Origin of the sequence: Urbifossiella limnaea (assembly GCF_007747215.1) — a bacterium.
GTDB lineage: Bacteria > Planctomycetota > Planctomycetia > Gemmatales > Gemmataceae > Urbifossiella > Urbifossiella limnaea.
In genome coordinates, this window is sequence record NZ_CP036273.1 from 7,023,576 (window position 1) to 7,038,166 (window position 14,591).

At 74.4% G+C, this 14,591-nt stretch carries 9 protein-coding genes; 4 read left to right on the top strand and 5 right to left on the bottom strand.

Annotated features, from left to right (window positions below; all coding sequences use genetic code 11):
• Nucleotides 1-27: 27 nt before the first annotated feature.
• The 3 genes from ETAA1_RS28525 to ETAA1_RS28535 are packed head-to-tail and all read left to right on the top strand — an operon-like array spanning nt 28 to nt 6,446.
• On the top strand, nt 28-3,255 hold the full coding sequence (locus ETAA1_RS28525) for an AAA family ATPase (RefSeq protein WP_145244014.1): 3,228 nt from the start codon (nt 28-30) through the stop codon (nt 3,253-3,255).
• Nucleotides 3,256-3,291: 36 nt separating this feature from the next.
• Entirely contained in the window at nt 3,292-5,541 is a 2,250-nt protein-coding gene (locus ETAA1_RS28530) for an AAA family ATPase (RefSeq protein WP_145244015.1), read from the top strand.
• Nucleotides 5,542-5,564: 23 nt separating this feature from the next.
• Entirely contained in the window at nt 5,565-6,446 is an 882-nt protein-coding gene (locus tag ETAA1_RS28535; protein ID WP_145244016.1) for an EamA family transporter, read from the top strand.
• On the opposite strand, the gene ETAA1_RS32510 is transcribed toward ETAA1_RS28535, so the two are convergent.
• Nucleotides 6,443-6,604, bottom strand: coding sequence for a hypothetical protein (locus ETAA1_RS32510; RefSeq protein ID WP_202920483.1), 162 nt, complete (start codon nt 6,602-6,604; stop codon nt 6,443-6,445). The two genes, ETAA1_RS28535 and ETAA1_RS32510, sit on opposite strands and share 4 nt — an antisense overlap.
• A gap of 392 nt (nt 6,605-6,996) precedes the next feature.
• Here ETAA1_RS32510 and ETAA1_RS28540 point away from each other — a divergent pair, with 392 nt between their 5' ends.
• Nucleotides 6,997-9,936, top strand: a complete 2,940-nt coding sequence (locus ETAA1_RS28540) for a DUF1549 domain-containing protein (RefSeq protein WP_145244017.1) — start codon at nt 6,997-6,999, stop codon at nt 9,934-9,936.
• Between the two features lie 106 nt (nt 9,937-10,042).
• Here ETAA1_RS28540 and ETAA1_RS28545 read toward each other — a convergent pair whose 3' ends face one another.
• From ETAA1_RS28545 to ETAA1_RS28560, 4 genes are all read right to left on the bottom strand, one after another.
• Nucleotides 10,043-11,356 (bottom strand): RNA polymerase sigma factor, encoded by a 1,314-nt coding sequence (locus tag ETAA1_RS28545; protein WP_145244018.1) that lies wholly within the window; start codon nt 11,354-11,356, stop codon nt 10,043-10,045.
• 153 nt (nt 11,357-11,509) lie between these two features.
• A complete protein-coding gene (locus ETAA1_RS28550; RefSeq protein WP_145244019.1) occupies nt 11,510-12,595 on the bottom strand; it encodes a hypothetical protein in 1,086 nt (361 codons plus the stop codon).
• 7 nt (nt 12,596-12,602) lie between these two features.
• Nucleotides 12,603-14,093 (bottom strand): IMP dehydrogenase, encoded by a 1,491-nt coding sequence (guaB, locus tag ETAA1_RS28555; RefSeq protein ID WP_145244020.1) that lies wholly within the window; start codon nt 14,091-14,093, stop codon nt 12,603-12,605.
• 128 nt (nt 14,094-14,221) lie between these two features.
• Entirely contained in the window at nt 14,222-14,578 is a 357-nt protein-coding gene (locus ETAA1_RS28560; RefSeq protein ID WP_145244021.1) for an STAS domain-containing protein, read from the bottom strand.
• Between the last annotated feature and the right edge of the window lie 13 nt (nt 14,579-14,591).

The window sequence follows — 14,591 nt, forward strand, 5'->3', positions numbered from 1 at the left end:
CCTCGAGCCCCGGACGGGGTTCCTCCCATGCGGTTCCGCGTTCCCATCTACGTCGCCGAATCGAAGACCGGGTTCGCCGCCCGGCCGCTGTTCGTCCCGCGCCCGGCCCGCACCGACACCAACCTCAACCGCCTCCTCACCCGGCTCGCCGGCGACGTCGTCCGGGCGATCGAGCTCGACGCCCGCGCCGACCGGCAGGACGTGGCCGCCCGCTGGGCGTTCGCGCCGCCGGTCGCGCAGCACCGCCTCGCCCTGGAAGTCGAGCTGCGCCGCCGCAAGTTCCGCGGCAAGTTCCTGTTCGTCACCTTCGAGCACCTCGGCCGGCGGCTCGCGCTCACCCCGGCGGTGCCGGACGTGTGGTTCGAGGTCGCCCGCGGCGAGGCGCTCGCCGACCGCGCCAAGGCCGCGCTCGACGAACACTGGCGCGCCGCCGAGCGCGACGCCGACGAGCCGGACGACGTGAACCCCGTCGCCGACGCGCTGACCGGCAAGGCGTGGGTGCAGGTGATGGACGTGTCGGCGCGCGTCCCGGCGGTGGTGAAGGCGGCCGACCCGCTGGCGTTTCTGATGCTCGGCGGCGCGGGCGAGCCCGACGGGGCGAGCGAGCTGCGCCGCGTCGGCCGGTGCCTCGACTGGCTCTACCCCGACGAGCTCGACCGCGCCGCCTTCCGCGCCGCGGAGGTCGCCGAGCTGTCGCGCCTGCTGGCGGCACCGGACCGCCGGCCGGTGCTACTCGTCGGCCCCCGGCAGGTCGGCAAGACGGCGGTCGTTCACGAGTGCGCCTTCAACCGCGTCGCGGAGCGGAAGCACGTCCACGTGCAGCGCGGCAACGTGTGGCTCGTGTCGCCGCAGCGGCTGATTTCCGGCATGAGCTACGTCGGCCAGTGGGAGGCCCGGCTGCTGGCGATCCTGCGGCACGCCCGCAAGCGCGACCACGTCCTCCTGTTCGACGACCTGATCGGCCTGTTCCAGGCCGGCGTGACGAGCCAGGGCACCCTGAGCGCCGCGAACCTGCTCAAGCCGTACCTCGAGGACCGCGCCGTGCGCGTCCTCGGCGAGATCACGCCGGACGGGCTGCGCGTCCTGCGCGAGCGCGACCGCGGGTTCGCCGACCTGTTCCACGTCCTGCCCGTCCGCGAGCCGACCGACGCCGACACGCTCCGCACCCTGGTCGGCGTCCAGCGCCGCCTCGAAGGGAAGCACGACTGCCTGTTCGGCCTCGACGTGCTCCCCGCGGTGATCGACGCCCAGCGCCGCTACGACCGCACCGCCGCCTTCCCCGGGAAAGGTGCGTCCGTGCTCACCCGCCTCGCGGCCCGCGCCGCGAAGCCGAAGCCCGAGCAGTGCGTGCCGGACGCGAAGGACCGGCCGCGCATCACCCGCGACGACGTGCTCGCGGACGTCGTCGCCCGCAGCGGCCTGGCGCTGGCGTTCCTCGACCCCAAGGCCCGGCTCGACCGCGACGACGTGCGCGACCAGCTCGCCAGGCAGGTGGTCGGGCAGCCGGAGGCCGCTGAGGCGCTGGCCGACGTGGTGAGCATCGCCAAGGCCCGGCTGAACGACCCCGGCCGGCCGCTGGCCGCGTTCCTCCTCGTCGGCCCGACCGGCGTCGGCAAGACGGAAACGGCGAAGGCCGCGGCGCGCGTCCTGTTCGGCACCGCCGACCGGCTCGTGCGGTTCGACCTGAACGAGTTCAACCACCCCGGCGCGGCCGCGCGGTTGGTCGGCACCTTTGCCCGTCCGGAAGGGCTCCTCACCGCCGCGATCCGCCGCCAGCCGTTCGCCGTGGTGCTGCTCGACGAGGTGGAGAAGGCCGACCCCGAGGTGTTCGACCTGCTGCTGCAACTGCTCGGCGAGGGGCGGCTGACCGACGCCCTCGGCCGCACCGCCGACTTCACCAACGCCGTCGTCATCCTCACGTCGAACATCGGCGTCCGCGAGGCGGAGGGGAAGCTGGGGTTCGGCGCCGCCGACGACCCGCGGGCGTTCGTGCGGGCGGCCGAACGGTTCTTCCGGCCCGAGTTCTTCAACCGCCTCGACCGCGTGGTGCCGTTCGGGAAGCTGAGCCGCGCCGACCTGGGGGCGGTGGCGCGGCGGCTGGTGGACGGCGTGCTGGGGCGGGCCGGGTTCGCGCAGCGCGGCTGCGCCCTGGACGTGACGCCCGCCGCCGTCGAGCGGGTGATCGACGCCGGGTACGATCCGGCGCTCGGGGCGCGGGCCATGAAGCGCGCCGTGGAGCGCGAACTGACGCGCCCCGCGGCTGCGGCGCTGGCGAAGCTGGCGCCCGGCGAGCTGACCGTGGTGAGCGTCCGCGCCGAGGCGGGCGCGCTGGCGGTGGACGTGACCGCCCCGGGCTGGGCAGAACGGCTTCCCGCGGCGGAACCGCTGCCCGCCGCCGACCGCGCCAGGGCGGCGAGGCTGGCGCTGGAGCGGATCGAGGGGCGCGTCGCGGCGCTGCGGCCGGGGGCGGGGGTGGTGGCGGGGCGCGTCACGGCCGAGCAGGAGCGCTACTTCGCGCTGAAAGACCAGGCCCGGACGGTCGCGGCCGACCTGGAGCGGGTCGAGGCGCGCGGCGAGCGCGCCTTCAACGTCGTGGCGCGGCAGCCGGAGGCGGTCGGCCGCAAGAACCGCTACCGGTCGCTCAAGCGGACGCGGCTCGGCGTCAACCACGAGGCCCAGCAGCCGTACCGTTCGTTCCTGTCGGCGGTGTCGATGGAGGAGGCGGTCCACGAGCTGATGCTGGACGCCGAGCCGGCCGACGCCGACGGCGAGCTGTTCGAACTGGAGAACCGGCTGGCGCTGCTGGCGCTCACGGCCTCCGCCGCGCCCGACGACCGGCCGACGTTCCTGTGGCTGCGCGGCTTCGGCGGCGGCGACGGCGCCTCGGCCCCGGTCGCGCGGTTCTTCATGAGTGCGTGGGCGGCGGGGCTGGGCGTCGAGGTGGTGAGTAGCCGGCCGGCGGGGCTCCCGGTTACGGACGTGGTCTTCCAGGTGAAGGGTGTCGCGGCCCGGGAACTGGCGCAGACAGAAGTCGGCACGCACCTGGTGCTGCCGACGCACGGCGGTCCGTGGCCGGTCCGCGTGGACGTGCTCGACGCCTGGCCGGCCGCGGCGCCGGCGGGGTTCGGCCCGGTCGTGCGGGTGTACCCCGAGGGGCAGCCGGTGTTCGACGTGCGCACCGGGCTGGTCGTGCCGCCGCCGTACGCGGCGGACCAGCTGCGGGCGTTCACCCTGACGGCATTGCCGCGCGCGTGAGGCTTGCACCTCCGCGAGCGGCGGGAGAGGGAAGTCGTGCCCACCGTCCGCTACCCCGTCGTCGTCTACCGCGACCCCGCCGGGGGGTGCCACGCCGCCGCGCTCGACCACGGCGCCGTCGGGTTCGGGTCGTCCGCCGCCGACGCGAAGGCCGACCTGCGCGACTTCCTGACGTGGGAGCACCGCCACCGGCCGTGGGTCGCGCCGCCCGACTTCCTCGACCCCGAGCTGCGCTGGGTCCGCGTCGCCGTCCGCCCCGAGTACCGCACCGGCGACCGCCTCCACCCGAGCGCCGAGGCCGTGGACCTGCGCGTCCTCGTCGTCACCGCGGTGCGTGCGAGCGGGCAGCCGGCCGCCGACCTGCCGCAGCTCGGCTACCGCTTCGACTACCCCGACGCGAAGGAGCTGCCGGACCTCGTCCGCCGGTACACCCTGCAGAAGCTCGAAGGGCTGACGCCCGCGCAGGTCGCCGGCTTCTTCCCGCCCGCGGAGGCCGACCTGGACACGCTCCCCGTCCGCGTCCGCGAGGCCGGCGCCGCCGTGAAGGAAGCGCCCGAGACGCTGGCCCGCGTCGCCGAGCCGCTCGGCGACCGCGCCGCCCGCAAGGGCTTCGCCCGGGCCTGGGGTCGCGAGCCGGAAGTCGCCGCACTGGCGAAGACCCTGCACGACGAGACGGCGAGCGTGCTGCTGGTCGGCGACGCGGGCGTCGGCAAGTCCACGCTGCTGGCCGACGCGGTGAAGGACGCCGAGCGGCGCGGCGGGAAGCGGCGGTTCTGGCTCACGTCGGCCGGCCGGCTGGTGGCCGGGATGAAGTACCTCGGCCAGTGGGAGGAGCGCGTCGAGCAGGTCGTCGCCGACCTCGGCGAGATCGGCGGCGTGCTGTGCGTCGATCGGTTGCTGGACCTGGTGCGCCGCGGCGGCACCGGCCCCGGCGACAGCATCGCTGCGTTCCTGGCGCCGTACCTGGCGCGCGGGGAAGTGCGCGTCGCGGCCGAGGCCACGCCCGCGGAGTTGGACGCCTGCCGCCGGCTGCTGCCGGGGTTCGCCGACCTGTTCCAGGTGGTGCCGGTCCGAGCGTTCGAGCCGGCCGCGGCGCTGGCCGTCATCGACAAGCAGCTCGCCACCGCCGCGTCCGGGCCGGGGTTGAACGTCGGCCGCGGGACGGGCGAGAGCATCGTCCGGCTGTTCCGCCGCTTCCAGCCGTACGCGCCGTTCCCCGGCCCGGCGGCCGGCTTCGCCCGCGAGCTGGTCGATGCCACCGCACGGAAGGGGGTGAAGGAGGTGACGGCCGACGCCGCCGTGACCCGCTTCCGCGCCCGCACCGGCCTGCCGGACCTGCTGCTGCGCGACGAACGCACCCTCGATCGCGTCGACGTGCTGGGGTGGTTCACCGGCCGCGTCATCGACCAGCCGGCGGCGTGCGCCGCGGCCGCGGACGTGGTGACGGCGATCAAGGCGGGCGTGACCGACCCCGGCCGGCCGCCGGCGGTGCTGCTGTTCTGCGGGCCGACGGGCGTGGGGAAGACCGAGCTGGCGAAGGCGCTCGCCGAGTACCTGTACGGCCACGGCGAGGACGCGGCGAAGCGGCCCGGCGAGGCGCCGCGGCTGGTGCGCCTCGACATGAGTGAGTACGGCGGGTTCGACGCCGCGGCGCGCCTCCTCGGCCCGCCGCACGGCGAGCCCGGCGAGCTGGTGAAGCGGGTGCGCCGCGAGCCGTTCTGCGTGCTGCTGCTGGACGAGGTGGAGAAGGCCAGTGCCGAGGTGTTCGACGCGCTGATGGGCGTCTTCGACGAGGGCCGGCTGACGGACCAGTACGGCCGCGTCACCGACTTCCGCAGCGCCGTGATCGTGATGACCTCGAACCTCGGCGCCGGCCGCGGCGGGGCGGTGGGGTTCGGCCCGTCGGGCGGCGTGAACTACACCGGGGCGGCGATGGCGTTCTTCCGCCCCGAGTTTTTCAACCGCCTCGACGCGGTGGTGACGTTCGACCCGCTCGGCCCGGCCGCCGTGGAGCGGATCGCGTGCCGGGAACTGGCCGCGGTGGCGCGGCGCGACGGCCTCGCCGGCGTGACCGTGACGTGGACGGACCGGCTGGTGGCGCACCTCGCGGCTGTCGGGTTCGACGCCCGCTACGGGGCGCGGCCGTTGCAGCGGACGGTGGAGCGCGAGGTGGTGGCGCCGCTGGCCCGGTGGCTGCTGGCGAACCCCGCCGCCGCGGGCCGCGCGGTCGTCGCCGACCACACCGCGGGCGGCGTGACGTTCGCGGCCGGTCCGTACAATCGGTGAACCGCCCGCCGCAAGGGAGTGTGATGGGGACCGACCCGCCGCCGGCCCGCCTCAAGCTGCTGCTCGCGTTCGCCGCCATCTACTTCCTGTGGGGCTCGACGTACCTCGCCATCCGGCTGGCGATCGACTCCGTGCCGCCGTTCCTGATGGCCGGCACCCGCTTCCTCATTGCTGGGCCGGTGCTGTACGCGGTCGGCATGGGGCGAGGCGACCCGCGGCCGACGGCGCGGCACTGGCGCGCCGCGGCCGCCGGGGCGGTGCTGCTGTTCGTGTGCGGCAACGGCGGCGTGTCGTGGGCGCAGCTGACGGTGCCGACCGGGGCCGCGGCGCTGGTCGTGGCCACGCTGCCGGCGTGGCTGCTGGTGCTGGACTGGGGCTACGGCGGGCGCGGCCGGCCGCGGGCGCGGGAGACACTCGGCATCGGCCTCGGGCTCGGCGGCGTGGCAATTCTGTCGGCGCCGGGCGGCATTCACCCCGTCGGGACGGCGGTGCTCCTCGGCGCGACCGCGGCGTGGGCCGTCGGGTCGCTGGTGAACCGGTACGCCGAGCTGCCCGCGTCGCCGGTGCGGACCGCGGGCATGGAGATGCTCGCCGCCGGCGTGCTGATGGTGCCGCTCGGCCTGGCGATCGGCGAAGGCAGCCGCTTCGACCCCGGCGCCGTGACCGTTACATCGGTGGTCGCGCTCGGCTACCTGATCGCGGTCGCGCTGGTGGCGCTGCCGGCGTACAACTGGCTGCTGACGGTCGCGTCGCCGGCCGCGGTCGGCACCTACGCCTTCGTGAACCCGGTGGTGGCGGTGCTGCTCGGCGCCGCCGTGCTCGGCGAGGAGCTGTCCGCGCGGACGGGCGGCGCCGCGGTGCTGGTGGTGCTCGGGGTGGCGCTGCTGGTGTGGCGACGGCGCTAGGCGTGGGCCTCGGGCCGGTCGTGCCAGTCGCGGCGGGGCTGCGGGTCGGGCGGGGGCCGCCGGCGCGGCGTCGCGGCCGCCTCGCGGCGGGCCTCGTCGGCGGTCAGGCACGGGTCGAGAAGTAACGCGATGAGCGTGGTCGGGTCGGCGGCGTCCATGCGGGTCCCTCCGGGGTGAAGGAAGTACACGGGTTGCAACTCTTACCCGCCGCGGCGGGCGAAAACCGCTTCCGCGGCGGGGGCGGAGGCGGTTCACGCAGCGGGGGTGCCGGCGGGCGAGTTGCCGGCCGCGCGGAACTGGGTTGCGCACGTCACCACCGGAAGGAGCCGAACACACCCCGTAATTGGCGCGGGCACAAAAGAAGAAGCCGGCGGCTTTCGCCACCGGCCTTCTGGAACGTGTCGGGGGACGTGCGGGGGAATGTGGCGGCGGGCCTCGGGGATTCCCGGCCCGACAGGTTGTGTGACGCCGATCTGTTATGCACGGGGTGTGCCAAACCCGCCGCGTCGGGTATCGTGGTGTCGTTCTCCCGACCGCCGAGGGGACGCGGATGCGCGCCAGGGTGGGGCTTCTGATCGCGGGGTTCGCGGCCCTGCCGCTGTGGCCAGTTTCGGCCCAGCCGCCGGCGCCGGACTTCGCGCGCGACGTGCGGCCGATCTTTGAGGCGCGGTGCCAGAAGTGCCACGGCCCCGCCCGGCAGCGCGGCGGCCTCCGCCTCGACACCGCCGCCGGCATCACCACCGTCGTCGGGACTTCCGCCGACAGCGCACTCCTGCGCCACGTCACCGGCAGCGAGGGCGCCAAGCGGATGCCGCCCGAGGGCGACCCGCTCACCGCCGCGCAGATCGACACCCTCCGCCGCTGGGTCGCCGCGAAGGCGCCGCTCCCGGCCGACGCCGGCCCCGTTGCCAAGGCGCCCGCCGCGGGCTGGGCGTTCAAGCCGGTCGTGCGCCCGCCCGTTCCCGCGCCGCCGGTCGAGCACGCGACGTGGGTTCGCACCCCGATCGACGCCTTCGTTCTGGCGAAGCTGCTGAGCAACGGCCTGCGGCCGTCGCCGGAGGCCGACCGGCGCACGCTCGCCCGCCGCGCGTCGATCACGCTGACCGGTTTGCCGCCGACGCCGGAAGAACTTCGCACCGTCCTCGCCGACCCGGCCGCGGACGCCTACGAGCGCTACGTCGATCGGCTGCTCGCCTCCCCGCGCTACGGCGAGCGCTGGGCGCGGCACTGGCTCGACGTGGCCCACTACGCCGACTCGCACGGCCACGACCAGGACCGGTTTCGCCCGAACGCCTGGCCGTACCGCGACTACCTCATCCGCTCGTTCAACGCCGACACGCCGTACGCCCGGTTCGTGCGCGAGCAGGTCGCCGGCGACGTGCTGTACCCCGGGAACCCGCAAGCGCTGGTCGCCACCGGGTTCCTCGCCGCCGGCCCGTGGGACGAGAGCGGCCTGCGCGACATCAACGAGAACAGCCTCGACCGGATTGCGGCCCGGAACCTGGAACGCGACGACGTGGTGACCAGCACGATGACCACGTTCGCCGGCCTCACGGTGGGGTGCGCCCGCTGCCACGACCACAAGTTCGACCCTGTCTCGCAGCAGGACTACTACGCGCTGCAGGCCGTGTTCGCCGGCGTGGACAAGGCCGAACGCCAGTACGACGCCGACCCCGCCGTCGGGGCGCGGCGCGCGGCGCTGACCGCCGAGCTGGCGCTGGTGCGCGAGCTGAAGGGCGCCGACCCCGCGCTGCTGACGGCCGAGCGGCGCGCGGCGGTGGCGGCGCTGCGCGACCCCGACGCCGGCTGGCAAGTGGTCGCGCCCGTGGCGGTCAGCTCGAAGCAGGGTTCGCAGCTGAAGCCGCAGCCGGATCGGTCCGTGCTCGCCACGGGGCCGACGCCGGAGAAGGACACGTACACCGCGACGCTGACGGTGCCGCGTGGCGGGCTGACGGCGTTGCGCGTCGAGGTGCTGTGCGACGACTCGCTGCCGCACAAGGGGCCGGGCCGGTGCCACAACGGCAACCTCCACCTGTCCGAGGTGCGCGTGAAGGTGCACCCGCCCGGCGAGCCCGCGAAGGCCGTGGCGGTGAAGCTGACGGCCGCGGCCGCAGACTTCGACCAGGACGGCTGGGCGGTGCCCCGCGCCATCGACGGCAACGCTGCGACCGCCTGGGGCATTTATCCCGCCGTCGGCCAGCCGCACCGGGCCGTGTTCGCGTTCGAGAAGGCGGTCGGGTTCGACGCCGGCACCGCGCTGACCGTCGAGCTCGACCAGCTGCACGGCGGCGGCCACCTGATCGGCCGCTTCCGCCTGTCCGTCACCACGACGCCCGGCGCGGAGGCGACGAAGCCGCTGCCGGCGCCCGTGGCTGCGGCGCTGGCGGCGAACCCGCGCACCGACGCGCAGACGGCGGAGCTTTCGCGCTGGACCTGGGAACGCCGGTTGAGCGCCGAACTGGCGGCGCTGCCGGCGCCGGCGAAGGTCTACTGCGGCACCAACCGCTTCACGGCGGACGGCAGCTTCCGCCCGGCGCCGACACCGCGCCCCGTCCACGTCCTGAAGCGCGGCGAGCCGACGCGCCCCGGCGAACTCGCGCACCCGGGCACGGTCGAGGCGATCACCGCGCTGCCGGCGCGCTTCCAACTCGCCGACCCGACCAGCGAGGGCGAGCGCCGCGCCGCGCTAGCCGACTGGCTCGCCGACCCGCGCAACCCGCTGACGTGGCGCGTGGTCGCCAACCGCGTGTGGCACTACCACGTCGGCCGCGGCCTCGTGGACACGCCGAACGACCTCGGCGCGATGGGCGGCGTCCCGTCGCACCCGGAACTCCTCGACTGGCTCGCCGCCGAGTTCCGCGACCGCGGCGGCTCACTCAAGGCGCTGCACCGCCTGATCCTGACGAGCAGCACCTACCGCCAGGCGGTGCGGCACGACCCCGCCGCCGCGGCGAAGGACGCCGACAACCGCCTGCTGTGGCGGATGAACCGTTCCCGCCTCGACGCCGAGACGGTGCGCGACGCGGTGCTGCTGGTCAGCGGCCGGCTCGACTTCACGATGTACGGCCCGCCGGTGGCGCACTTCACGAGCAAGCCGGGCATCCACGTCACGCCCGAGGCCGACTACGACGCCTTCGACGTGGACGCCCCCGCGGCGCGGCGGCGGAGCGTGTACCGGTTCATCTTCCGCACGCGGCCGGACCCGCTGCTGGAGGCGCTGGACTGCCCGGACGCGTCGCAGTCGGCGCCGGCGCGGGGCGCGTCGGTGGGGGCGCCGCAGGCGCTGGTGCTGTGGAACAACAAGTTCATGCTCCGCCACGCCGAGCACCTGGCCGCCGCGGGCGACGTGCGGGCGATCGCGGAGCGCGTGCTGTGCCGAGCGCCCACGCCCGCGGAGGAAGCCGCGTGGGGCGAGTACGCCCGGCGTCACGGGCTGGCGAACCTGTGCCGCGTGCTGCTGAACAGCAGCGAGTTCCTGTTCGCGGACTGAATCGGCTGTGGATGTGGCGCTGGTCTACCCCGGGACAACCTGGGGGGCAGTCGTAGCCGCGAGTTCCGCCTGCGGCTACCAACCCCGTAGCGCCGCGCGCCCACGCTCACAACGTCCGCAGCATCTGCGCGTAGTCAGCGAGCAGCTTCTTCGTCTCGACGAGCTCGCCGCGGTAGCGCTTGTACCCTTCCGCCTCGCCGTTCGGCCCGACCTTCAACATCGGGATGAAGCCGCCGCCGCTCGGCAGGTAGCCCGTCAGGCGGATGGTGTCGAACCCGGCGTCGCGGCAGACCTTGAACCCCTCCAGCGTGAACCCGCCGACCTGGGCGTCGTTCTCGATCACCACCCGCAGGTCGCGGGGGGCGGTGGCGTCCTTCCGCACCCGCGTCAGGTACGCCCGCGCGCCGCCGATGATCGCCTCCTGGTCGAGCTCGATCAGCTTCACTGTCGTGCTCCACTTCTCGGCCTGGTCGCGGCCCGGTATCACGCTCCACAGGCACTTCCCCCTCTCGTCAAACTCGGTAATCGTGAACGGCTCCAGCACGCCCCGGGACGCCCCGGCCTGCGGCAGCCCGCGGATGGTGAGCACGATGTACGGCGCCTTGGGGCCACCCAGTGCGTCTCCCTTGGCCACGGCGGCCTTCTCCTTGTCCTGACCGGCGGCCGGCGCCTCGCGCACCGCCATCCCGGCGCCGAACCCGGCGGCGAGAACCACGAGCGTGGCGAAGCCGGCGGCGGTCGCCTTGCGGACCCAGAACATGCGCAATACCTCCCGGGCGAGTGACGAAGCGGACGCGGACGCGAGTTGATCCGCCGTCGCCGATCGAACTGCGGCGTCGGCCAACCCCGCGGGCACGGCGACGCCGAGCGCGACCTCGACGCCGAGCCGCGCCCGCAGCCGGGACAGCCCGCGCGACACGAGCGACGACACCGTCCCTTCGGCGCAGCCGAGGCGGTCGGCGGCCTCGCGGTGGGTGAGGCCTTCGAGGTGCGTCAGCAGCACCGCCGCCCGGCAGCGCTCGGGCAACCCCAGCAGCACGTCGTCGACGTCCGCCGGCACCGGCCGCGGGTCGGGCAGGTCGGGCAGCGGCGCGGCGCGGGCGAGGCGGCGCGCGTTCTTGCGGCGGGCGTTGCGGGCGGTGAGCGCCGCCACCTTCAGCAGCCACGGGCCGACGGTGCCGGCGGCGGTGAGCGCGCGGGCGCGCCGCACCAGCACGAGGAACGTGGCCTGGAAGGCGTCCTCGGCGTCGGCCGGGTCGGGGAGCGCCCGGCGGCAGGCGCCCCACACGAGCGGCCCGTGCCGGCGGACGAGTTCCGCGAACGCGGGCTCGTCGCGGTGGTGGACGAAGGCGGCGAGCAGCGGCCCGTCGGCGCGGGGGTCGGCGGCTGACCGGCGGAACAGGGCGGCGAGCGGGGTCATACCCCTATCATGTCGCCGGGCGGGGGGAGACTTGCAGGGAAGGTGCAATTTGTAATTAGAAATTGGAAATTTGGCTGACGAGCGGATCAGCCCCAAGAAGCAGTCTTGGGGCTGATCCGCTCGTCAGCCAAATTCCAACTGACTAATTTCAAATTACGGCACGATGATCGCCGCCCCCGTGATGACCAGCGCCTCGGCGGCGGTGCCGGTGAGGGTCAGCTCCGGCGGGTACCACAAGTACGGCACCGGGCTGCCGGGCAGGCACTTGCCGGCGCTCGTGTCCCAGAACCCGGTGACGAGCCCGCTCGCCAGGCTGTTCGGCCACAGCAGCACGTCGCGGTAGAACGCCGCCGTCGACACCAGCGGGCTCAGCGGCCCCAGGTCCCACCCGTACCGCTCGCTGTTCTTCTCCTCGAAGTGGAGCCGGCGGTGGACGACGAACCCGGACTCGTACACCACCTGGAGCGGCGGCTGGGTGCCGGTGCGGCTGACGTAGGTGGTGCCCGGCGGGGCCACCGGCGGCAGCGCCGGGAATTCGATCAGGCCCCCCACCTTGTTCTTCTTCGCCTGCTCGAGGATCACCCGCCGCAGCGTCTCGTCGTCGTACATCAGGAAGATCTTGTCCCGCCCGGGCAGGCGCGTCACCTCGGGCGGCAGCGGCACCGCCTCCTTCGGCGAGACTCGCGTCTTCGGCTGCACCGCGGGCTGCGGCTGCACCGCGGGCTGCGGCGCGGCCGGCTCCTGGAGTATCGGCTCGGACGTGAACACCGGCGACGACACCGGCAGCGGCGTGGGGAGTGGCCGCTCGGTCACGGCGGGAACGGCCGGCGGCAGCGCGGGTACGGCGACCGGCGCGTCCGTGGCGACCGGGGCCAGCACCGGGGGCGCCGACACCTGCGCGACGGCGCCGGCGTCGGCCATGCCGTCCGCGGCGAGGGCGTTGGCCGGCTTGTGGAAGTACATCACCTGCCCGGCGGGGGCGCCCTTAGCCGCCGCCGGCACGGAGCCGCCGACGGGCCGGTAGCCCGGGGGCGGGCCGGCGTTCGGCCGGCCGGTGGTGCCGGTCGGCTGCGGCGCGGGCTGGGCCTGCGACTGGGGCGCGGCCTGCGGCGCGGCGGGGCGGGCGAAGACGTTCGGCTGGCCGGCGGTGGTCGGGTACGGCGAGCCGTACACGGCCGCGGGCCGGTAGCCGGGCGGCTGCTGGGCCGCGGCCGGCCCGGCGAGGAGGCCGGCGAGCACGGCGAGGCTAGACGCCGTCGCCGGCGCCCAGGTCCGCGGTGCTGTAGTTCGGGGCTTCCTGCGTGATCGCGATGTCATGCGGGTGGCTCTCCTGCACACTCGCCGCGGTCACCTGGATGAACCGCGTCTGGGTCCGAAGCTCGTCCAGCGTCCGGCAGCCGCAGTAGCCCATCCCGGCCCGCAGCCCGCCGACCAACTGGTACACGTACGGGGCCAGGTGCCCCTTGTACGGTACCCGCCCTTCAACGCCCTCGGGCACGAGCTTGCCGTTGGCCGGCCGCCCGCCGCCGGTCGTGCCCTGTCCGTACCGGTCGGCGCTGCCGGCGACCATGGCGCCGAGCGAGCCCATGCCGCGGTACTGCTTGAACGTCCGCCCGCGGTACAGGATCGTCTGCCCCGGGCTCTCGGCGAGCCCCGCGAACAGCCCGCCGATCATCACCGCGTGGGCGCCGGCGGCCAGCGCCTTGGTGATGTCGCCGCTGTACCGGATGCCGCCGTCGGCGATCACCGGTACGCCTGTCCCCGCCAGCCCCTTCACCGCCTCGGCGATGGCCGACAGCTGCGGCACGCCCACGCCCGACACGATCCGCGTCGTGCAGATGCTGCCCGGCCCGATGCCGACCTTCACCCCGTCGGCCCCCGCGTCGGCGAGCGCCTGTGCCCCCGCGGCGGTGGCCACGTTCCCGGCGATCACGTCGATGGCGTGCTTCGCCTTGATCGCCCGCACCGTCTCGACGACGTTGCGGCTGTGGCCGTGGGCCGAGTCCACGACCAGCACGTCGACGCCGGCCGCGATCAGCGACGCCGCCCGCTCCAGGTCGTGGACGCCGACCGCGGCGCCGACCTTGAGCCGGCCGCGCTCGTCCTTGCACGCCGCCGGGTACTTGGCGGCGTTGTCCACGTCCTTGATCGTGATCAACCCCGTCAGCCGGTATAAATCGTCCACCAGGAGCAGTTTCTCCACCTTATTCTGCGTCAGGATGCGCTGGGCCTCGGCCAGGCTGGTGTTGCCGGGGGCCGTGACGAGGTTGTCCTTCGTCATCACCTCGGCGAGCTTCTGGCTGTTGTCCGTCAGGAATTTCAGGTCGCGGCGGGTGAGGATGCCCTTGAGGACGCCGTTCACGGTGATCGGCACGCCGCTGATCTTGTGCTCCTCCATGATCTGCCGGGCGTGGCCGACGGTGTCGTCGGGCGGGAGCGTGATGGGGTCGGTGATGATGCCGTTCTCGGACCGCTTGACCTTGTCCACCTCGCGGGTCTGGTCCCGGACCGACAGGTTCTTGTGGATGATGCCGATGCCGCCCTCCTGGGCGAGGGCAATGGCCAGCTCGCTCTCGGTGACGGTGTCCATCGGGCTGGACAGGATCGGCACGTTGATCGTCACGTTGCGGCTGACGCGGGTGCGGACGCTGGTGTCCTTGGGGACGACGTCGGAGTAGCCGGGTTCGAGCAGGACGTCGTCGAAGGTAATGCCGCGGTAGGCGATGCGGTTGAGCATGGCGTCGGCCCCCCGGGTGGTGGCGGTGGAGTGGATTCGGGATTATAGGGAACCCGGGGGCCGCCGGGGCAGAGTGGCGAGGCGGGAGACGTGCGACCGGGTCGGGGGCCGGCGCGGGCGCGCCCGGCTCAGCGCGAGACGACCGCGTCCACCGCGTCGGCGCGCGTGGCGTAGATGCGGAGGACCGCGCCCATCTTGGTCATGTCGAACACCTCGCGGACCCCCCCGGTCAGCCCGCACGCGGCGACCGCCCCCTCGCCGCGCACCCGGTTGGCCAGCGCCACGAACGCCCGCAGCCCCAGGCTCCCGACGTACCGCAGCCCGCTGAGGTCGAGGACGAAGTGCCGGCACCCGGCGGCGACCCGGGCGTTCAGCTCCGGCTCCAACACCTCGCACGCCGGCGGGTCGAGCTTACCGGCCAGCGCGACCACGCACACCCGCCCCGTCGGGTCGTACCCCACGTCGACTTCGAACGGCCGGGTCATCGTGCCTTCCTTC

Excerpts from the sequence above, each read along its gene's own strand:
- ETAA1_RS28525 (WP_145244014.1), top strand. The coding sequence starts at position 28 with ATGCGGTTCCGCGTTCCCATCTACGTCGCCGAATCGAAGACCGGGTTC.
- ETAA1_RS28535 (WP_145244016.1), top strand. The coding sequence starts at position 5,565 with ATGGGGACCGACCCGCCGCCGGCCCGCCTCAAGCTGCTGCTCGCGTTC.
- ETAA1_RS32510 (WP_202920483.1), bottom strand. The coding sequence starts at position 6,604 with ATGGACGCCGCCGACCCGACCACGCTCATCGCGTTACTTCTCGACCCG.
- ETAA1_RS28540 (WP_145244017.1), top strand. The coding sequence starts at position 6,997 with ATGCGCGCCAGGGTGGGGCTTCTGATCGCGGGGTTCGCGGCCCTGCCG.
- ETAA1_RS28545 (WP_145244018.1), bottom strand. The coding sequence starts at position 11,356 with ATGACCCCGCTCGCCGCCCTGTTCCGCCGGTCAGCCGCCGACCCCCGC.
- guaB (WP_145244020.1), bottom strand. The coding sequence starts at position 14,093 with ATGCTCAACCGCATCGCCTACCGCGGCATTACCTTCGACGACGTCCTG.
- ETAA1_RS28560 (WP_145244021.1), bottom strand. The coding sequence starts at position 14,578 with ATGACCCGGCCGTTCGAAGTCGACGTGGGGTACGACCCGACGGGGCGG.